Source organism: Planctomyces sp. SH-PL14 (assembly GCF_001610835.1).
Lineage (GTDB): Bacteria > Planctomycetota > Planctomycetia > Planctomycetales > Planctomycetaceae > Planctomyces_A.
The window spans coordinates 988,282-1,008,597 of record NZ_CP011270.1; the positions used below are offsets into that span (position 1 = coordinate 988,282).

At 66.6% G+C, this 20,316-nt stretch carries 10 protein-coding genes; 6 read left to right on the forward strand and 4 right to left on the reverse strand.

The annotated features are described in order from the left end of the window. Window positions 1–282: 282 nt before the first annotated feature. Window positions 283–1,257 (reverse strand): DUF1559 domain-containing protein, encoded by a 975-nt coding sequence (locus tag VT03_RS04030; RefSeq protein ID WP_075091804.1) that lies wholly within the window; start codon window positions 1,255–1,257, stop codon window positions 283–285. A 148-nt stretch (window positions 1,258–1,405) separates the two neighbouring features. Beyond that, complete coding sequence (locus VT03_RS34065) at window positions 1,406–1,933, reverse strand: hypothetical protein (protein ID WP_197489187.1); 528 nt, start codon at window positions 1,931–1,933, stop codon at window positions 1,406–1,408. Window positions 1,934–2,186: 253 nt separating this feature from the next. On the opposite strand from VT03_RS34065, the gene pheT reads away from it, so the two are divergent. Then, window positions 2,187–4,244, forward strand: coding sequence for a phenylalanine--tRNA ligase subunit beta (gene pheT / locus VT03_RS04040; RefSeq protein ID WP_075091806.1), 2,058 nt, complete (start codon window positions 2,187–2,189; stop codon window positions 4,242–4,244). Between the two features lie 151 nt (window positions 4,245–4,395). On the opposite strand, the gene VT03_RS04045 is transcribed toward pheT, so the two are convergent. Further along, window positions 4,396–5,763, reverse strand: a complete 1,368-nt coding sequence (locus tag VT03_RS04045; RefSeq protein WP_075096912.1) for a DUF1501 domain-containing protein — start codon at window positions 5,761–5,763, stop codon at window positions 4,396–4,398. 189 nt (window positions 5,764–5,952) lie between these two features. On the opposite strand from VT03_RS04045, the gene VT03_RS04050 reads away from it, so the two are divergent. From VT03_RS04050 to VT03_RS04060, 3 genes are all read left to right on the forward strand, one after another. Next, on the forward strand, window positions 5,953–11,493 hold the full coding sequence (locus tag VT03_RS04050; RefSeq protein ID WP_156514275.1) for a neutral/alkaline non-lysosomal ceramidase N-terminal domain-containing protein: 5,541 nt from the start codon (window positions 5,953–5,955) through the stop codon (window positions 11,491–11,493). Between the two features lie 561 nt (window positions 11,494–12,054). Next, window positions 12,055–12,885, forward strand: coding sequence for an enoyl-ACP reductase (locus tag VT03_RS04055; protein ID WP_075096913.1), 831 nt, complete (start codon window positions 12,055–12,057; stop codon window positions 12,883–12,885). Next, window positions 12,886–13,989 carry a tRNA dihydrouridine synthase gene (locus VT03_RS04060; protein ID WP_231870594.1) on the forward strand — a complete coding sequence of 368 codons (1,104 nt, stop codon included), beginning with the start codon at window positions 12,886–12,888 and terminating at the stop codon, window positions 13,987–13,989. Window positions 13,990–14,352: 363 nt separating this feature from the next. Here VT03_RS04060 and VT03_RS04065 read toward each other — a convergent pair whose 3' ends face one another. Continuing rightward, complete coding sequence (locus VT03_RS04065) at window positions 14,353–15,453, reverse strand: alpha/beta hydrolase (protein ID WP_197489188.1); 1,101 nt, start codon at window positions 15,451–15,453, stop codon at window positions 14,353–14,355. 210 nt (window positions 15,454–15,663) lie between these two features. Here VT03_RS04065 and serC point away from each other — a divergent pair, with 210 nt between their 5' ends. Then, complete coding sequence (serC, locus tag VT03_RS04070; protein WP_075091808.1) at window positions 15,664–16,740, forward strand: 3-phosphoserine/phosphohydroxythreonine transaminase; 1,077 nt, start codon at window positions 15,664–15,666, stop codon at window positions 16,738–16,740. 214 nt (window positions 16,741–16,954) lie between these two features. Beyond that, window positions 16,955–20,065 (forward strand): PVC-type heme-binding CxxCH protein, encoded by a 3,111-nt coding sequence (locus VT03_RS04075; protein ID WP_075096916.1) that lies wholly within the window; start codon window positions 16,955–16,957, stop codon window positions 20,063–20,065. Window positions 20,066–20,316 lie beyond the last annotated feature (251 nt).

The following is a 20,316-nucleotide window of genomic DNA, read 5'->3' on the forward strand; positions in this document are numbered from 1 at the left end:
AGACAGGAACTGTTGAACCGGGCGGTCAAAACGACGCCCGGAAGAAAGGACGACGCTCAACATCGAATCTCGCCGGAGCCCGAACCGCGCGCCGGAGGCGGACGGTTGAACCCTGGCGAGAGTCGGACGGACGGTGGCGGCTTCGACGGGGAACCCTGCCGAAGCCGCCAATAATCTCCTGCGGAAAAGTGCCTCCTGCGGAATCCATGACGCCGGTCGATCCATCGCCGTGAAGACGCCGGAGCGGATCACGGCCTGCGGCTGCGGGCCGGCGGTATCGCCTTAGAACTCGCCGATCGCCTTGCCATCGCCGACGTATCCGAGGCGCTGGCGGGTGATGGTGTCGAGGTTCTCGCTGATGAAGCGGACGGAACCGTCTCCCAGGACGACGTTCAGGCCGCCGACGTGCGTGCTCCCCGGCGAGCCCCATTCGCCCAGGCGGCCGGGCTTGAAGTTGGTGTTCGCCGGAGTCTGCCAGACACAGCAGTACCAGTTGTTGATCGGGCCGTTGTCATTGACCGAGAACGAGATCCCGCCCCCGACGTGCTGCGCGCAGGACCAGGAGGGCGTCTTGCCGTCGTGGACGTCGAGAGTCGTCTCGCTCATCGCGATGGTGTTGCTCAGGCCGTCCGGCACGTCCCGGGGGGTCGAAGCGGACGAGGCGCCGAACATGGCGCGGGTCAGGCGGTCCAGCCCCGACCAGACATAGGGGTAACCGAGGGCCGTGTTGTAATCGACGCTGAAGTGGTAGCTGGTCCGGTACGACGGGACGTTCGCCAGACAGCCGTAGCTGCCGTCGAAGCTCGGATGAAACTGCGGCCCGTCGTCGCTGGGACAGAGGTAGGCGGCGATCCGCGTCGCCGCCAGGACTCCGTTGCCCGTCGCCGTGGCTCCTCCGCCGACGAGATATCCTCCGGCGGGATTGAAGTTCCCCGCCGCCTCGTTCGGGTTGTACTTGTTGAAGAGCGGTCCCTGGTCGATGTAGGGGAGCAGGGAAACCAGCCCCGTGGCGTTTGTGACGAGGGCCGGCGAGGCCCCCCGTCCGGTGTTGGAGGTCGCGTAGGGGAAGACCAGGTAGGTCTCCAGGTAACTGTGGAGCGCGATCCCGAGCTGCTTGAGATTGTTCTGGCACTGCGACTTCCGCGCCGCTTCCCGCGCCTGCTGCACCGCGGGCAGCAGGATCGCCACCAGGACGGCGATGATCGCGATCACCACCAGAAGTTCGATCAACGTAAAACCGCGCCGTCGCATCGACATCACAGAACTTTCGGAAGGACAGGTCAGAAAACGGAAATGCACGGAGCCACGTGATTCGCTCGAACGGGGACCACCGCCCCGACGGCAGCTCGATCTCGAGAGCAGGGGCCGCGCGGCCGACGAACGGCCGGCGCCGCTTCACGAGGCGCTATTTCTTGGCAATCTTCGGCGCCGGAAGCTCGAACGACATGTCGGTCTTTCCCGAAGCGGGAACGGAAAACGACTGTGCCATCGCGACGGAGCCGGGGTCGCTCCACGGAGCGGGGATCGCCTGCACGGACATCGTCATCGTGGGGCTGGTGTTCGGCGGAAGCGGTTCGCCGGCGGGGGTCATGAACAGGGAGAAGACCGCCCGGTAGTCCCCCGGCTCAATCCCTTCCTTCTGCGTCGCGTGCATGATCTTGAAGTTGCCGGACGCGTCGGAGATCGCCCAGCCCCCCTGCCCCTTCGTGGATCCGGTCGGGAGGACCTTGATGGCCACCCCCGCGGTCGGCTTGCCGCCGAGCTTCACGGTTCCCGACGCCGGAACAAGGTTCTCGGGAGGAGCCGGCGGCTTGGTGCCTCCGCCGCAGCCGGAAGCCGAGAGACAAAGGACGAGAAAACACAGTCCGCGCCGCAACGTCATAATCACGATCAGCAGATCTCGAAGGCGGGGGTCCGCGGAGACGGAGCTCACGAGCGTCACGCCAATCCGCGGGAAAGGGGCAGCAGCAAGGGCGAGAGCACATCTGCCGCGTGCCATGAAGCGGCGGAAGCCATTCCCGTGCCGAAGCCCAAAAACCCGGCAAACCACTGGGATCGTTGAAGGTTCGCGTTCCCTTTGCCATTCTGCGGGGCCCATTTACGCCCGCTTGCGCGGACGAGATGCCGAAGATTCGCGCACTTACGACGGGGGTGGAACCCCCGTCACGTTTTCAGGTACCGGTCTCATGATCGTCAGCCGCAACTGGCTCCGCGACTACATCCCGTTCGACGCCGCTCCCGCCGAAGTCGGCGAACGCCTCACGCTGGCCGGCCTCTACAGTGAGTGGATCGAGGAGGTGGGGGACGACGTCGCCATGGACCTGGAGGTCACGAGCAACCGGGCCGACTGGCTCGGGCATCTCGGCATCGCCCGCGAGATCAGCGTCCTCTACGGCTCCGACTTCTCGATGCCCTCTCCCGAGATCGCGGAGCTGACCGAGCAGACCGACACGGTGACGTCGGTGACGAACGAGTGCGAGGACCTCTGCCCGCAGTACGTCGCCCGCGTCATCCGCAACGTCAAGGTCGGCCCCTCGCCGCAGTGGCTCATCGACCGGCTGCAGACCGTCTTCCGGAAGAAGCGGAAGGATGGCACCTTCGAGGTCTATAAGCCGGTCAACAACATCGTCGACATCACGAACTACGTCCTCATGGAGTGCGGCCAGCCGCTGCACGCCTTTGACTTCGACAAGCTGAGCGGCAAGCAGATCGTCGTCCGCCGTGGTCGCCCGGGCGAAAAGCTCGTCGCGATCGATCACCAGACCTACCCCGTGACGTCCGAGATGTGCGTCATCGCCGATGCCGAGCGGCCGGTGGCGATCGGCGGCGTCATGGGAGGGGCGGAGACCGAAATCACGGAAGCGACGACGAACGTCCTCGTCGAAGTCGCGAACTTCTCTCCGCTCTCCGTCCGGGCCACGGCCCGCTCGCTCAAGCTCCACAGCCCGTCGTCGTACCGCTTCGAGCGGGGGATCAACGTCCGGCAGATGGACTGGGCCAGCCGTCGCTGCTGCGAGCTGATCCTCAAGCTGGCGGGAGGCGAGCTCTACGAAGAGCCGGTCGTCGCCGGCACCGTTCCGGAATGGAACCCGCCGAGCATCGAGCTCCGCTTCGCCCGCGTCCGCAAGATTCTCGGCATCGACATCCCCCGCGAGGAGTGCTGCCGGATCCTGACGGCCCTTGGCCTGCCGATGATGGGGAAGGCGACCGACGAGAAGGCGACCTTCCGTCCCCCCTCGTGGCGCCGCGACCTGACCCGCGAGATCGACCTCATTGAAGAGGTTGCCCGCGTTGCCGGCTACGACAAGATCCCCGAGAACCGGCCGATCCCCGTCGTCTCCCGCCTGCGGAGCGCCGAGGAGAAGACCCGCGACCGCGCGTGCGAGTTCCTCAACGCCGCCGGGTTCGACGAGGCGCTGACGTTCTCCTTCACGACCGACGAACTGGCCGAGACGTTCCACCGTCCCGGCGATCCGGAGCGGCTGCGGATCGACAAGAACGCCGGTCACTTCGGGAACTCGGTCCGGACGACGCTGATCCCCAGCCTCATTGCCGCCCGGGCGACGAACGAGCGGAAGGGGAATCTGGACGCGGACCTGTTCGAAATCGCCCGTGTCTTCCTCGGCGCCGCGCCGGAGAAGCCGGAGACGCAGCCGATCCGCATCGGTCTCGTCTCGGGACGCGACCTGCTTGGCCTCAAGGGCGTCCTGACCCGGCTCGCCCAGCGTCTTGCTCCGGGAGCCAAAGTGGAAACCCGCGCGATCGAGCATCCGCAGTTCGTCCCCGGCCGCGGAGCGGAACTGCTCCTGAACGGCGCATCCTGGGGTCTGCTGGGGGAGATTCATCGCGACGCTCCGGCCCTCAAGCCGCTGAAGCTTCGCGAAGCGCTGACCGTCGCCGAAGTCGACTTCCTGCAGCTTGTGCAGTCGGCCCAGTGGGTGATCGAGGCCCAGCCGCTCCCCGAGCACCATGCCATCCAGCGGGACTTCAACTTCCTCCTCGACGACGCGGTCACCTGGGAGCAGCTCGAAGCGGCGATCCGTCCGGTCGCCGGCCCGCTGCTCGAGCGGATCTCGTTCGTCGAGCAGTACCGCGGCAAGCACATCCCGGCGGGAAAGAAGTCCTACGTCCTCTCGCTGTCGCTGAGGTCGCCCGATCGGACTCTCCAGACCGAAGACGTCGAACCGATCGCCGCCGCCGTCATCGACGCGTGCGGGAAGCAGCTTGGTGCGACGCTGCGGTAGGGGACGAAGAGTTAAACACCAAGACACCAGGAAGTCACAAAGGGCACAAAGGAGAGGGAGAGGGGCTCGTGTCCCACTCCCTCTGACAGCTTTAGCCCCTTTCCCCTTTGTGTTCTTGGTGCAACCTTTGTGTCTTGGTGTTTAATCCTCCTCAGAAAAGCTCCGTAATCGGAGCGCCGCACGGCAGGATCGGGTGCGGGCGGCCGGCGTGGTCGACGGTTTCGCGGGTGACATCGACGCCGAGGTGGCGGTAGATCGTCGCCAGCATGTCCTGGACGATCTTGGGGTTGTCCTGCGGGATCGCGCCGTTGCGGTCGGAGCTGCCGACGACGCGGCCCCCTTTCACTCCGCCCCCGGCGACGGCGACGCTCATGACCTGCGGCCAGTGGTCCCGGCCGGCGGCAGCGTTGATCCGCGGCGTTCGGCCCATTTCTCCCCAGGCCACGACAAGGGTGGTCTCCAGCAGCCCGCGCTCGGAGAGGTCTTCGATCAGCGCGGAGTAGGCCTGGTCCCACCGCGGAAGAAAACCGTTCTGGAGCGACCAGAAGTTGTCTTCGTGCGTGTCCCACCAGCGGCAGTCGACCGTCACCAGCCGCACCCCCGCCTCGACGAGCCGCCGGGCCAGGAGCATCCGCTGCGGCCAGTTTGGGGCGTCGCCGCCAGCCCGGACGCGGGACATGTACTGTCCGAAGAACCCATATCGCTGGCGGACCGCGGCTGTCTCGGAATCGAGATCGAAGGCCTTCTGAACGGCGGTCCCCGCGAGCAGTTCAGACGCCTGCCGGTGGAACTCGTCGACGGAGTCCATCGACGCCGTGCCGCCTCGGCGCTTCAGAGCATCGAGGTTCTCCATCAGCCGCCGACGGTCCTGCATCCGGTCGGTCGAAACCGCTTCCAGCAGGCGGAGGTTCGGAACGACGAATGGCTGTGACGAGGCGGGATCGGCCTGCGTCTCGAAGGCGTCCCAGCGGGAGCCGAGATACGCCGGGCTTGTCCCGGGGACATGCCGCGGCACCATGACGTAGGCCGGCATCTGGGGGTTGAGCGACTGGAGCTGCCGCTTGATCTGCGAACCGATACTGGGCGAGACGTTGATGTCGGGGATCGGCCCCGGCGGATGGCCGGTGAAGCAGACCTGGTCCCCGGTCGAGTGGTCGAGGCGGCCGTCCTCGGGGCGATAGTGCATGCTCCGGATGATGGACCATTTGTCCATGATCTTCGCCGACCGCGGCAGGTGCTCACTCACCTGAATCCCCGGCACGGCGGTGTCGATCGGGGAAAACTCTCCGCGGATCTCGACCGGGGCCTGCGGTTTGGGATCCCAGGTCTCGAACTGGCTCGGGCCGCCGCGCATCCAGAGGATGATGACCGACCGGTCGCGGCGGGCCGCCGCTCCGTGGGCCGCTTCGTGGGTGAGGAGTTGTTCGAGCGTCAGCCCGCCCGCGCCGAGCATCCCGATCCGGAGGAGCCCGCGACGGTCGACGCGACACTGCTCCCGAAACGCCCGACAGCCACCCATGGAGACCTCCTGGAACACATCAATTGATAATGATAGGTTCCCCGGAGCGTTCGAAGCAACGAATTCCCGGCGTCGCGGAAACTCGCGACGTTGGCGGATCGTTGCCGCGGCGTCGTGTCGGCGCCGGAGCCCGTCCGCTACAACAGGCTCGCGCTCCGAAGCCGTTGCCTGGACAATGGGAGTCGGAAGATGAGTTTGATCGATGGACCGGCCGTGACCGGTCGCTGGCCGCGGTGCGCGGTCCTGGCGAGTCTGATCGTCGCCGGATGGATGTCGCTCGTGGGCCTCGCCGCGGCGGATGAGCCGACGACGGTCGCGGGGATCGCGGCGGCCGATATCACTCCTTCTTACCCGGTCCGGCTGAACGGGTTCCTCGTTAGGAAGTCCGAGTCGACCGGCGTCCGGCAGCGGATCTGGGCCAAGGCACTCGCTCTCGGGACGGACGAAGAGCGTCCGGTGGTCCTGATTACGACCGACTCCCTCGGCGTCTCGGACGAGATCGTCCAGGAGGTCGCGGGGCGGCTCAAACAGAAGGCCGGGATCGATCCCGCCCGCGTCTCGATCACGGCGACGCACACCCATTCGGCTCCGATGCTCAATGGCGTCGCCCCGAACATCTTCGGCGAGCCGATTCCCGACGACGCCCAGGCCCGGATCGACCGCTACACCACGGAGTTCAAGAATCATCTCGAAGGGGTCGCCCTCGCGGCGCTCAAGGACCGCCAGCCGGCGCGGCTGTCGTGGGGCATCGGGAAGGCGTCGTTTGCCATCAACCGCCGCGCGCGGGGCGGCGCCGGACCGGTCGACCACGACGTTCCGATGCTGGCTGTCCATGATCCTGCCGGGAAACTGCGGGGGATCTACGTCAACTACGCCTGCCACTGTGTCACGCTCTCCGACCCCCTGATCAGCGGCGACTGGGCGGGCTACGCGATGGAGCACATCGAGCGGCTTCATCCGGGGGCGCTTGCCCTCATCTCCGTCGGCTGCGGGGCCGACTCCAACCCCTCGTCCGGAGTAACCGGCAGCAACGCCGACGTCGCCTCGCAGCAGGGAGTCGAGATCGCGACGGCCGTCGACCGGCTCCTCGCCGGCCCACTGCGGCCGATCGCCGGCGTCCCGGAGGTTAAGACGACCCGCATCGACCTTGATCTTGCTCCGGTTCCGACTCGTGAGGAGTTCGTCCAGACCGGGATGCGGATGGACCCGACCGGCTACTTCGCCCGCGTCCAGGTCGCCAAGCTCGACCGCGGCGAGACGCTCCGGACAAAGATCAGTTACCCGATCACGACCTGGGCCTTCGGCGACGACCTGGCGATGGTCTTCCTGCCGGGCGAAGTCGTGGCGGAGTACGCGCTGCGGCTCAAGGCGGAGCTCGACGGCCGGCGGCTGTGGACGAACGCCTACGCCAACGCCGCCCCCTGCTACATCCCCAGCGAGCGGGTTCTCCAGCAGGGAGGCTACGAAGGGGGCGGGGCGATGATCTACTACGATCAGCCGAACAAATTCGCCCCCGGTCTCGAAGACAAGATCATCGGGACCGTCCGCAACCATCTCGACGCCGCCTTCGCTCCCCCGGTCGACCCAGCCAAGACCCAGGGAAGCCGGGCTCCCGCTCCCGAGGCAGCCCTCTTTGCTCTCAAGACGCTGCCCGGTCTGACGGTCGACCTCGTCGCCGCGGAGCCGTTCGTCACGTCGCCCGTCGCAATCGACTTCGGCCCGGACGGCCGGCTGTGGGTCTGCGAGATGTACGACTATCCGCAGGGACTCGACGGAAACTACCAGCCCGGCGGACGGGTCCGGATGCTGGAAGACCGCGACGGAGACGGCCACTTCGACAGCTCCTCGGTCTTCCTCGAAGGGATCCCGTTCCCGACCGGAGTGACGGTCTGGCGGAAGGGGGTCCTCGTTTGCGCTGCTCCGGACATCCTGTACGCCGAAGACACCAACGGTGATGGCAAAGCGGATGAAGTCCGCAAGCTGTTCAGCGGGTTCGGGACGGAGAACTTCCAGGCCCGCGTCAATAGCCTGGAGTACGGACTCGACGGCTGGGTCTACGGCTCGTGCGGCCTGTTCGGCGGCGAGATCACGAACTCGTTCGGCAAGCCGCCGGTCCGGCTCGGGAATCGCGATTTCCGGATGAAGCCCGACACGGGCGAGCTCGAGCCCGCCACCGGCCGGACGCAGCAGGGGCGTCCCCGCGACGACTGGGGGAACTGGTTTGGCTGCGACAACAGCAATTTCGCGAGGCACTACCCGCTCGCCGACCACGATCTCCGCCGCAACCCGCACGTCGCTCCTCCTGCCGCCTTCGTCTCCCTCCCGGCTGATGCCGAAGCGAACCGGGTCCACTCGGCGACCGACAAGGTGCAGCTCTTCAAGCTCTCCGGCCAGGGGGGCCGGGCGACGGCGGCGTGCGGCATCGGTGTGTATCGCGACGATCTCCTTGGCGATGCCTTCCGGGGAGACGTCTTTACGTGCGAACCGGTCAGCCTCGTCGTCCATCACCTGCACCTGAGCCCGCGCGGCGCCAGCTTCGCCGGTGAGCGTCCGGCCACGGAGCAGGGACGGGAGTTCCTGGCCTCCACGAACAACTGGTTCCGCCCGGTGCAGGCCCGCACGGGACCGGACGGCGGGCTGTGGGTCGTCGATATGGCCCGGTTCGTCATCGAGCATCCGCGGTGGATCCCGGAGGCGGACCTCGCCAAGCTCGACGTCCGCGCGGGGTACGACCTCGGCCGCCTCTTCCGCGTTCGCCCGGCGGACCAGCCGGCCCGAAGCTGGCCGCGTCTCGACCGGCTCGACGCCGCCGGACTCGTCGCGGCTCTCGACTCTCCGAGCGGCTGGCAGCGGGACATGGCGATGCAGCTTCTCCTGTGGAAGCCGGACCCGGCGGCGGCGGCGGCGGCGCTGGCGACTCTGCTCCGCGAGGCCAAACGTCCCGAAACGCGGATGCAGGCGCTCTGCACATTGGATTGCCTGGGCTCGCTGGTGACCGCTGATCTCGTCCGAGCCTGTTCCGACGAGCACGCCGGCGTTCGCCGACAGGCAGTCCGGATTGCCGGACTGCACTCCGGCACTGAGCCCGCGATGGTCGAAACGCTGGCCGAACGCGTGAACGATCCCGATCCGCAGGTCCAGCTCGAACTCGCGGTCGCGCTCGGACAGAGCCCGTCTCCCGCGGCGGCCGAAGCCCTGGCGAAGCTCGCGGCCCGCAGCGGTGCCACGGCGCATCTCCAGGGAGCGATTGCCAGCAGCCTGAGCGCCGGGAACGTCGTCGCGGTCCTGAAGGCGGCTCTCCGCGATCCCGCCGTGACGCCAACCGAATCGCTCCTGCGGGCGCTCGTGACCACCGGCATCGCAGCCCTCCCCGAAGATCAGGTCGCCGCGATCGTGGGCGAAGTGTTCCCCGGAAACATCGAGAAGGAACAGGCCTGGCAGCGTCCTCTGGCGGCGGTGGCGCTGGAGTCGCTCGACCGCCGCCATCTCGCCCTGTCGAAGCTCCCGGAATCGGCCCAGGCGAGCATCACCTCGGTCATCGACCGCGCCCTTGGCACGGTCAAGGATCTGCAACGTCCGGAAGCGGAGCGTGTCGCTGCCATTGGGGTGCTGGGACGCATCCGAGATCGCCAGGAGACCGACCTGAAGATCCTCGCCGAACTGCTGCAGCCGCAGCATGCGCCGAAGGTGCAGGCGGCTGCCGTCGCGGCGCTGGCCCGGATCGACTCTCGACTCGTCCCGCAGCGGCTCACCGAGCGCTGGTCCACGCTCTCTCCGGCGCTCCGGAACCAGATCCTTGATCTCCTCATCGGCCGCGCCGCGTGGCAGAGCCACCTGCTCGCCGAGATCGAACAGGGACGGATCGCCGCGGCCGCGCTCGATCTTCCCCGCCGGCAGCTCCTTCTCACCGGCGGCAACGCGGAGATCGCGACGCGCGCGGAAAAGGTCCTGGCGGGCGCGGTGAACGCCGACCGCCAGAAGGTCCTCAACACCTATCAGCCGGCCCTCGCGCTGTCCGGTGATGCCGCGCGCGGTCAGGCAGTCTTCGCGAAGACCTGCTCGGTCTGCCACCGCCTCGACAGCCAGGGGCACGCCATCGGTCCCGACCTCGCCGCTCTTTCGGCCAAGACCCCCGCGTTCTTCCTCCAGGAAATCCTCGACCCGAACCGGAACGTCGACAGCCGCTACGTCACCTACCTGGCGGTCACGACCGAAGGGCAGACGCACACTGGCCTCCTCGTCGCGGAGTCGGCATCGAGCATCACACTCCAGGCGCAGGAGGACAAGCGGGTCACGTTGTTGCGGGCCGATCTCGACGAGCTCGCCAGCAGCGGAAAATCGCTCATGCCGGAAGGCTTCGAGAAGGAGCTCGACCCGCAGAAGGTGGCCGACCTCCTGGCCTACCTCGCGCGGTCGAAGCCGGTTCGCAAGACCTTCCCCGGCAACGATCCCGGCGTGGTGCAGCCGGCCCCGAACGGGACCGTGTCGCTGCCGGCCACGAAGGGGGAGATTTACGGAGAACAGATCGTCTTCGAGGCCCCGTTCCAGAACATCGGCTACTGGCACGGAGCGAACGACTCCGTCGCCTGGCAGGTCCAGTTCCCCCAGCCCGCGGACCTCGATGTCTGGCTCGACGCCGCGTGCGATCCGGGGGCGGAAGGGAACCGGTTTGCCGTTCTTGCGGGAACGACACGCGTCGAAGGGGCGATGCCGTCGACCGGCGGCTGGGACCGCTACCGGCCGGTCAAGGCGGGAACGGTCTCGCTGGCCGCCGGGGCTCAGACCGTCACTGTCCGCCCCGCCGGCGACGCCATCCGCGGAGCCCTGATGGACCTGCGGGCCGTCTATCTCGTCCCGCCCGGAATGAATCCTCCCTCTATGGCGGAGGCGACGCCGAACGCGATCCCCCAGTCGCCGGTTCAGCTCGCTGAAGCGATCCTGAGCGACCAGACCCCCAAGGCCGACCGGGACCGCTTTGTTGAGGCGAGCCTGCCGCATGCGGACGAAGTCGTCGCCGCCATGGCCCGCGGGCTCGGGAGCGACAGCACCGAGGAGTACCGCCGTATCCCATGGATCTGGCGAGTCTCGATCGGCGCCGCGCGGCAGAAGGACCCGCAGGTCCTGACGCGGCTGCTCGACGCCTCGCTCCCCAAGATGGGCGAGCCGCTCCGTGACTGGCAGGCAGTCGTTCTTGGCGGGGGAATCATCAATGGCCTCAGTCTGGAAGGGCGATGGCCGACCGAGGAGATTTCCGGCTGGGTCAAAGACCGCGAAGAGTTGCGGACCCGCTGGAACCAGGCGATCGCCCTGTCGTTTCGCATGGCGGAGGAGACGGCGGTCCGGAACGGGACTCGGTATGATGCGCTCCGGATGGTCGCGTGTGGAGATTGGGAGCTGGCTCGTCCGCTCCTGGCGAAATACCTCGGCAAGGGGATGAACGCGGAGCTGCAGATGGGGGCTGTCAGCGGGCTCGCGGATTGCGATTCTCCCGCCGTTCCCGCGCTCCTGATCGAAGCGTTTCCCGGGCTGACGCCGAAAAACCGCTCACTGGCGATTGGTGCTCTGCTGCGGTCCGATTCGCGAAAGGCCGCGCTCGTGGAGGCGCTGGAGAAAGGGACGCTCAAGGCTGAAGAGATTCCCGCGGCCGATCGACCGGCGATTCTGTCAGGGCTGTCTGGTGAGCAGCGATCGAAGGTCGAACAGTTGTTGGCCCCTTCGTCGGCCAAATGACAGGGCGGCTCCCACGCACTGGCTCGCGGAATCGGCACCCGTCGGCACGGGGGGGGGGCTGAATGGTGGTCGAACCGCGTGCTTGCCGGCACGACTTCCATAGCTCAAACCCAACGTGCTACGGCAGCCGGGGTCAAGGGGGCAACCCCTTGCCGCCGGAGGCATTCCGGTGAGGAACCGTGGCAAGCAACGGATGTCCCCTTTGTGGGACCAGCTATGAGCACTCCTTCACACCACACCGCTGGCTTTGCAATCCCAGCGGGTTGGTGAGGGGGCATACGACACGGTGTCCGCGTTTGGACACGTGCTCCTTCAGACATCTCTCGACGGTCAGGCCTCCGGCGGGCAAAGGGGCGGTGCCCCTCTGCACTCCCCACCAGGGGGCCCCTGGACCCGGTGGGACTGCGCAAACGCACCCGTCGGCCCAGGACGCCCGATCTTGGATATTGCCCGCGGCACGCTCCGTTCAGTATTGTTCTATCGCCTTGAAACGCAATGACATCGGGGCAGACACATCCATCGCCCCCGATGGCGGGTCTGTCGGTTACGAAGGACAATGACATGGGATTCTTTGACGGCAAACGCGGGCTCATTTTCGGCATCGCCAACGAGTACTCGATCGCCTACCGCATCACCCAGCAGCTCCACGAGCAGGGGGCCGAAATGGCCTTCACCCACCTGCCCGACAAGGACCCCGCCCGCCCCAAGAATGCCAACAAGGTTAAGAAACTCGTCGACAGCATGAAGACGAAGTTCCTCATGCCGTGCGACGTCACGAAGGACGCCGACCTCGACGCCGTCTTCGCCAAGGCCAAGGAAGAGTTCGGGACGATCGACTTCGTTCTCCACAGCATCGCCTTCGCCCCGCCGGCCGACCTCGTCGGCCCCGTCTACGCCTGCAGCCGCGACGGCTTCAAGCTGGCGATGGAAATCAGCGCGTACAGCATGATCGCCCTCTGCGGCCGGTCGAAGGACCTGATGCCCAGCGGCGGCAGCATCCTCTGCCTGACGTACCTGGGCGGCGAAAAGGTCATCCCCGGCTACAACCTGATGGGACTCTGCAAGTCGGCTCTCGAGAGCGCCACCGAATACTGCGCCAGCGAGCTCGGACCGCAGGGGATCCGCGTCAACGCCCTCAGCGCCGGTCCGGTGAAGACCGTCAGCTCCCAGGGAGTCGGCGAGTTCGACCAGATGCTCAAGCTCTACGAAGCGTTCTCGCCGATGCGGCGGAACGTCGTTCCCGATGAAGTCGGCAAGTCGGGGATGTTCCTGCTCAGCGACATGGCCAGCGCGATCACGGGTGAGACGCTCCACGTCGACTGCGGCTACCACGTGATGGGTGGCCCGCCGCACGACGCCGTCGGCAAGCTCGCCCCGGGGGCGGGGGCCTGATTGAGCCTGACTGCCGGTCTCACCGCCCCGACCGCTGACTCGGCCGTTCCCGCACTGCTGGAGAATGGCCCGATCGCGATCGGGGCGCGGACGATCCCGACCCGCTACTTCCTCGCGCCGCTCGCCGGCTACACGCATCTGGCGTTTCGCCGCGTGCTGCGCGAGCTCGGCGGGCTCGGTCTCGCGACGACCGATCTTGTGCATGCGACGATGCTCGTCTCCGGGAAGCGGAAGTCGCTTGAGCTGATCGAGACGCATCCCGCGGACACGCCGCTGTCGGTCCAGATCTATAGCGGCGTGCGGGAGCATGTCGTTACCGCGGCGAAGTGGCTGGAAGACCGGGGCTACCGGGGCGTCGACATCAACATGGGCTGCCCGATGGCCAAGGTGACGGGCTCGGGGGGCGGGGCGCGGCTCATGTGCGATCCGGATGGGGCCTGCCGCCTCGTCGCCGATACGGTCGCGGCCGTGAAGATCCCGGTGACGGTCAAGATGCGGCTGGGGTGGGACCGGAACACGATTACCGCCCCGGCTCTGGCGCGGGAGTTCGAGGCGGCGGGCGTGGCGGCGATCACGATTCATGGTCGGACCCGGTCGCAGGGCTTTCGCGGGACGGTCGACCTGGACGGGATTCGCGACGTTGTGGCGGCCGTGGACGCGATTCCGGTGATCGGCAACGGGGATGTCGTGACCGTGGCGGACGCGATCCGGATGCGGGAATACACCGGTTGCGATGCGGTGGCGATTGGCCGGGGGGCGCTGCTGGATCCGTGGATGTTCCGCAGGCTGGGCGCGTGGCATGAGGGTGCTGATGCGGAGTTTACGCCGACGCCGGAGGACCAGGTCCGGTTTCTAAGGCGGCATCTGGAGCTGATGTGGGAGCAGCATGGGGATTACAGCTGCTTGATGTTCCGGAAGTTTGCGGCGTGGTATGGGGCGCGGCTGGGGATTCCGGAGGATCTGGAGGATCGGTTGCGGCGGTTCACGAGTCGGGAGGAGTTTGACGGGATTGCGGCGGAGGTGGCGGAGCGGCATGGCCAGCGTGAGATGACGGTGGCGACGGCGTTGATCCGTGTTCCGAACGGGCCGGTCGAGCACTGGTAGACGGCGATACGTCGCCAACTCGAACAGCGCGCCGGCCGGCACAGTGATGCCCGCTCAAACCCATTGTGCCACGGCCGCTGGGGTCAAGGGGGCCTCGCCCCCTTGCCGCCGGAGGCACTCCTATGAGGAACCGTGGGACACAACGGACGTCCGCTTTGTGGTACCAGCTATGTGGACTCCCTCATATCACACAGCTCGCTTCGCAATCCCTGCGGGTTAGGTGAGGGGGCATACCGCACGTCGTCCGCGTTTGGACACACTCTCCTTCAGACATCTCTCGACGGCCAGGCCTCCGGCGGGCAAAGGGGCGTTGCCCCTCTGCACTCCCCACCAGGGTGCCCCTGGACCCGGTGAAGGTGAGCGCTACTGCGCCAGTACACGATCGAACAACGCGTACGCCCGCTCACGGATCTCATTCGGAAAGTCGTGATCGCAATCCGGATGCGCCACCTCCAGACGATCCCCCGCCCTCAACAACTCAAACACCGGCCGCGCCGCCACCACAACCCGGTCCACACTGTCATGCCGAAAGTTCGAATCATGCAGCGGAGCCGAAATGAAAACATGCCGCGGCGCGAGCGCCGCCACCAGCTCCGAAAAATCGAACGGAATCGTATCGACCTTCCCCCGATACCCCGCCAGCCGCGGCATATACCGCGTCTGCGCCCACCCCTTCTCCGGCATCCACACCCGCTCCACCCCACCGTAATAGTCCACGAACTGATCAAGACCGCAGGAAGAAACAATCACCTTCAGCCGCTCGTCAAACAGCGCCGCGAACACCGAATTGTGCCCCCCCAGCGAATGCCCGATCACCCCGTACTGCCCGGTCCGGACAAACGGCAGCGAATCCAGCAGATCCAGCCCCCGCGAAGCATCCCAGATCGCCTTCATCGTCCCGCTCTCCCACCCCAGCCCCTTGAGATCCGGCTGGTAGTTCGCCAGCAGCGGATAACTGGGAGCCAGCGTGACGTACCCCCGCTCCGCCAGTTCGCTGGCATACTGCCGGTTCGCTTTCCCTCCCAGTCCCACGACCACCTTGTAGCCGACCACATTGTCGGTCGGATGCAGGCACAGAACCGCCGGCGCCTTCGTTCCCGCGTCGCCGAGCAGCTTCTTCGGAATCAGCAGAAACGCCGGAACACGACCATTTGGCTCAGACGTGTACTCGATCATCCGCCGCACATAGCTCCCGCAGTCCTCCTCTGACAGCGTCTTCACGTCGAGAGGAACGCGCCGCTCCAGCCCGGGAAACGGCCCGGCCACCTGCTGAAACGCCGTCAGGATCGCCTTCCGCCGCTTCTCCCAGTCCTCCGCCGTCCTGGCCGGCTCCGGCTTCCCCGACGGGGTGGAAAACAGCAGAAGCTCGTCCCGAGGGAGCGTGCGAACCGGCAGCCCCTCCTCGCCGCGCACACGGCCGTGGACGAGAAGAACGACAACCAGCGCAGCGAGAGTGCGGAGCATGAGAGAAAGTCGGAAATTTCCGGAACACCGCGCGGGCGGACGGCCGTTCCGAGGCGACGGGGACGGATCGATCCGATTCTGTTGATCTGTTCGCCGCCGCACAACTCCCCGACGATTGACGCCCTTTCGCGCACGCCGATATACCATCGAACCGGCCGACCGGGGGCGCTGTCCTGCCCCCGTTGTCAGCCACCGTCCCACCGAGCTTCCATGACGCAGCGCATCTTCAACTTTTCCGCCGGTCCCGCCGTTCTCCCCGTCCCCGTCCTCGAGGAGGCCCGCGAAAACCTCCTGTCGCTCGGCAAGACCGGCATCGGCGTCATGGAGCATTCGCATCGCGGCAAGGCGTTCATCAAGGTCCTGGAAGAGACCGAAGCCGCCTGCCGGACCCTGGGCGGGATTCCGGACAACTACAAGGTCCTGTTCCTTTCCGGCGGCGCGTCGAGCCAGTTCTTCATGATCCCGATGAACTTCCTCGGGAAGACCGACACGGCGGACTACCTCGTCACCGGCGCCTGGTCCGAGAAGGCAGTCTCCGACGCCAAGCGGTACGGCAACGTCCACATCGCCTGCACCAGCAAAGACAAGAACTTCAACTACATCCCCGAGAAGGCGACGTACAGCGACAAGCCGAAGTACGTCCACTTCACGTCGAACAACACGATCTTCGGCACGCAGTTCACGGCCGAGCCGACCTCTCCGGCCGACGCCCCGCTGATCTGCGATACCAGCAGCGACATGTTCTGCCGGCCGATCGACGTCTCGAAGTACGGCCTGATTTACGCTGGAGCCCAGAAGAACCTCGGCCCGGCGGGCGTGACCCTGGTCATCATCCGCGACGACCTCGTGAAGGCGGGCGCCGTCGACATCCCGGCGATGCTCCAGTACCGGACGCATGCCGAGAACGACTCCTGCTACAACACGCCGCCGTGCTTCCCGATCTACGTGATGGGCCTGGTCTTCAAGTGGATCCAGAGCACGGGCGGCTTGGCGGCGATGCAGAAGCGGAACGAAGAGAAGGCCGGCAAGCTCTACAGCTACCTCGACGGCAGCAAGCTCTTCAAGGCGACCGCCGCCGGGGGTTCCCGCTCGCTGATGAACGTCACGTTCGTCACGGGGAACCAGGAGAGCGATGACAAATTCATCGCCTTCGCCAAGGAGCGCGGGCTGGACGGCCTCAAGGGGCATCGCAGCGTCGGCGGGATGCGGGCGAGCATCTACAACGCCTTCCCCGCCGAAGGGGTCGACGCCCTGATCACCGCGATGAAGGACTTCGAAGCCAAGTAGCCATCTTGCTCCTCCGAGATGAGCCATACACGGCGGCCGCAGACAGCGGCCGCCGTTTTTCTTTGCGCGGAGCACCCGCACGCGAGGCTCGAAGCCGAAACGGCGGCGTTGACGGACCACCGTCGCATCCACACACTCTCATGCGACGTTCATTCCAGGTTTCGTCGCCGCGTGCTCGTCGGCGATCGTCGAACCGAGTGGGAATCGCATGACGATGTCGTGGTCTCTTCGCGTGGCGGGAATGCTTCTCGCCACTGTTCTTCTGCTTGTCCGGACGACCTCAGCCGAAGAGGTCGTGCTCAACGGCCACCGGTTCTCGATCCCGGACGGGTTTTCGATCGAACAGGTCACGACGACCGACCTCGTCGAGCGGCCGATCACGGCGGACTTCGACGAACAGGGACACCTCTACGTCGCCGATTCGTCGGGTTCGAACGAGCCGGTCCAGCAGCAGTTGAAAGACCCGACGCACCGCATCATCCGGCTGAGCGATTCCGACGGTGACGGCCGGTACGACCGGAAGACGCTCTTTGCCGACCGGGTGATGTTTCCCGAAGGGACGATGTGGTTCGACGGCTCGCTCTATGTCTCCGCGCCGCCGAGCATCTGGAAGTTCACCGACCGTGATGGCGACGGCGTGGCGGAAGAGCGGACCGAGTGGTTCCAGGGGAAGACGCTCACCGGCTGCGCCAACGACCTTCACGGCCCGTATCTGGGGCCCGACGGCTGGATTTACTGGTGCAAAGGGGCATTCGCCGAGCAGACCTACGACCGGCCGGGCAAACCGCCGCTGGTGACCAAGGCCTCGCACATCCTCCGCTGCCGTCCCGATGGTTCGAAGATCGAATCGGTCATGACCGGCGGGATGGACAACCCGGTCGATGTCGCTTTCCTCCCGACCGGCGAGCGGTTTCTGACAACGACGTTCTTCCAGATGCCCGCCGGCGGGTTCCGCGATGGGCTGATCCACGCCGTCTATGGCGGCCTGTTCGGCAAGGTCCACGGGGTCCTCGACGGCCACCCGCGGACGTACCCCGACGTCCTGCCGGTCTTCGACCATCTCGGCCCCGCCGCCCCGTGCGGACTCCACCGGCTGGAGTCCGCAGCTTGGGATGAGCCCTACCGCAACAATCTCTTCGCCGCCTGCTTCAACCTCAAGAAGGTGACGCGTCATAAGGTCGTCGAAGCGGGTGGATCGTTCCGCAGCGAGACGTCCGACTTCGTCGTCTCGGACAACATCGACTTCCATCCGACCGATGTCCTCGAAGACGCCGACGGCAGCCTGCTGATCGTCGACACCGGGGGCTGGTACAAGCTCTGCTGCCCCACGTCGCAGCTCAGCAAGCCGGACGTCCTTGGCGCGATCTATCGCGTCCGTCCGAAGGGACTCGCTGTCCCGGCAGACCCGCGCGGTCTGCAACTCGACTGGAACGCCCCGTCGCCTGTCGAACTGGCGAAACGGCTGACCGACTCGCGATCAGCGGTTCGCCTCCGAGCGCGGCAGGCATTCCGCACCACTGGCGACGCCGGAACCGCCGCGCTCGCTTCTCTCGCGTCGCAGTCGTCCGCCGCAGCCGGCGAAGCGGTCTGGGCCGCTTCGTGGATCGAACAGCCTTCGGCGCGGGCGTTCGTCCGCGGCCACCTCCACCATGCGGACCCATCGGTCCAGCGGATCGCGCTGCACGTGGCCGGGGCCTGGAAAGACACGGAAGCCCGGGCGGACATCGCGGGGCTTCTCAAGAGCCCCTCGCCTGCCGTTCGCCGCGCGGCGGCTGAGACGCTCGCCCAATGCGGCGATGGCAATTCGACCGAGCCGCTGCTGACATCGCTGGCGTCTGTCGTGGCGGAGGACTGGGGAACGGTTCATGCTCACACGCTGGCGTTGATGGAGTGCGGCGATCTCCCGCAGATGCTCGCAGCCCTTCCGACTGCGGCCCCGACTGTCCAACAGTCTCTCCTGATGGCGATCGAGCAACGGGCGCCGGAACAGCTTCCAGTCGACGTGGTCGTCACTCTGTTGTCGGCTGGTGACACGTCTCTTCGTGATGCGGCCCGCTGGGTTGTGGCCCGTCACGCCGAGTGGGGGCCGCAGCTTGTCGCCCGGTATTCTGCCCAGCTTCGCCACCGTGACCTCTCCGACGCCGACGCGGCGAACCTCGTCCGGGACATGGCTGCACTCTGCCCGTCGACCTCGATCCAGAAGCTGCTGGCCGACCTGCTGATCGATACGACGGTCGAGTCCAAGACGCACGATCTCGTCCTGCGAATCATGGTTGCCGCCGGCCTGAAGCCGGCGCCGACTCCGTGGATCGACGCCGTCGTGACCGCCCTCGGTCGCGGCCCGGACCGAATCGGTCCCTCCCTGGAGGCGGTCCGGAGCCTGACGATCCCCAAGGATCAGATCGGCCGTGTCGCCGGAGCCCTCCGTACCGTGGCTGCAAACTCCGCGGCCACCCCGCCCCTCCGGCTCGAAGCGCTGGCCTCGATTCCTGGCGGCAGTGGCCCGGTCGCCGCTGATCTCTTCGAACTTACCGTCTCCTCCGCTGCAGGTGACGACGCCTCCGCCCGGTCGTGGGCCGTTCGGCTCCTGGGCGCGGCGGCTCTGAATCCTGAGCAGAAGCAGAAGGCGATCCCGCTGTTCCAGGAAGCGACGCCTCTGGAACTCGACCGGCTCGTGGGCCTCTACGGGGGAACGACCGACGACGCGCTGGCCCTGGCGGTCCTGAAGGGGGCCGAAGCCGCGGAGTCGTTCCGGTCACTCCGCGGGGATGCCCTGCGGGCGACATTTGCCAAATGCGGTCCGACTGTCGTGGCCGAGATTGACCGCCTGACGGAGAAACTCAACGCCGACTACGCCGTGCAGAAGGCTCGGCTGGAGACGACGCTCGCGTCGCTCACTCAGGCGGGCGGCGATGTCCGCCGCGGCCAGCTCGTGTTCACCAATCAGAAGCTCGCCTGCACCGGGTGTCACGCCATCGGCTATCGCGGCGGGAAGATCGGGCCCGATCTGACGCGGATCGGGCAGGTCCGGACCGAACGCGATCTTCTGGAAGCGATCCTGTTCCCGAGCGCGAGCTTCGTCCGCAGTTATGAGCCGATGCTGATCGTGACCGTCGACGGCCTCACGCACTCAGGCCTCGTGAAGAGCGAGACGCCGGAGGAGATCGTGCTGACGGTGAAGCCCGATCAGGAGGTTCGCGTCTCCCGCTCGCAGATCGAAGAGATCCGGCCGGGGACGGTCTCCATCATGCCGGCGGGGCTCGATCAGCAGCTCTCCCAGCAGGAACTGGCGGACCTAGTGGCGTTCCTTAAGGCGTGTCGCTGAGGCCTGAGCTGGAACCGCGTCCTCGTCGGCACGACTCTGCTGGCTCAAACCCAATGTAGAACCAGCGATGAGGACTCCTTCACGACACACCGCTTGCTTTGCAATCCCCGCGGGTTGGTGAAGGCGCATCCGGCAAGGTGTCCGCGTTTGGACACGCCCTCCTTCAGACATCTCTCGACGGCCAGGCCTCCGGCGGGCAAAGGGCCAAGAAAACAACACAGGCCCCTCTGCACTCCCCACCAGGGTGCCCC

Bases quoted from the DNA above. Each gene is read 5' to 3' on its own strand.
- VT03_RS04030 (WP_075091804.1), bottom strand. From the start codon at position 1,257: ATGTCGATGCGACGGCGCGGTTTTACGTTGATCGAACTTCTGGTGGTG.
- pheT (WP_075091806.1), top strand. From the start codon at position 2,187: ATGATCGTCAGCCGCAACTGGCTCCGCGACTACATCCCGTTCGACGCC.
- VT03_RS04045 (WP_075096912.1), bottom strand. From the start codon at position 5,763: ATGGGTGGCTGTCGGGCGTTTCGGGAGCAGTGTCGCGTCGACCGTCGC.
- VT03_RS04050 (WP_156514275.1), top strand. From the start codon at position 5,953: ATGAGTTTGATCGATGGACCGGCCGTGACCGGTCGCTGGCCGCGGTGC.
- VT03_RS04055 (WP_075096913.1), top strand. From the start codon at position 12,055: ATGGGATTCTTTGACGGCAAACGCGGGCTCATTTTCGGCATCGCCAAC.
- VT03_RS04065 (WP_197489188.1), bottom strand. From the start codon at position 15,453: ATGCTCCGCACTCTCGCTGCGCTGGTTGTCGTTCTTCTCGTCCACGGC.
- serC (WP_075091808.1), top strand. From the start codon at position 15,664: ATGACGCAGCGCATCTTCAACTTTTCCGCCGGTCCCGCCGTTCTCCCC.
- VT03_RS04075 (WP_075096916.1), top strand. From the start codon at position 16,955: ATGTCGTGGTCTCTTCGCGTGGCGGGAATGCTTCTCGCCACTGTTCTT.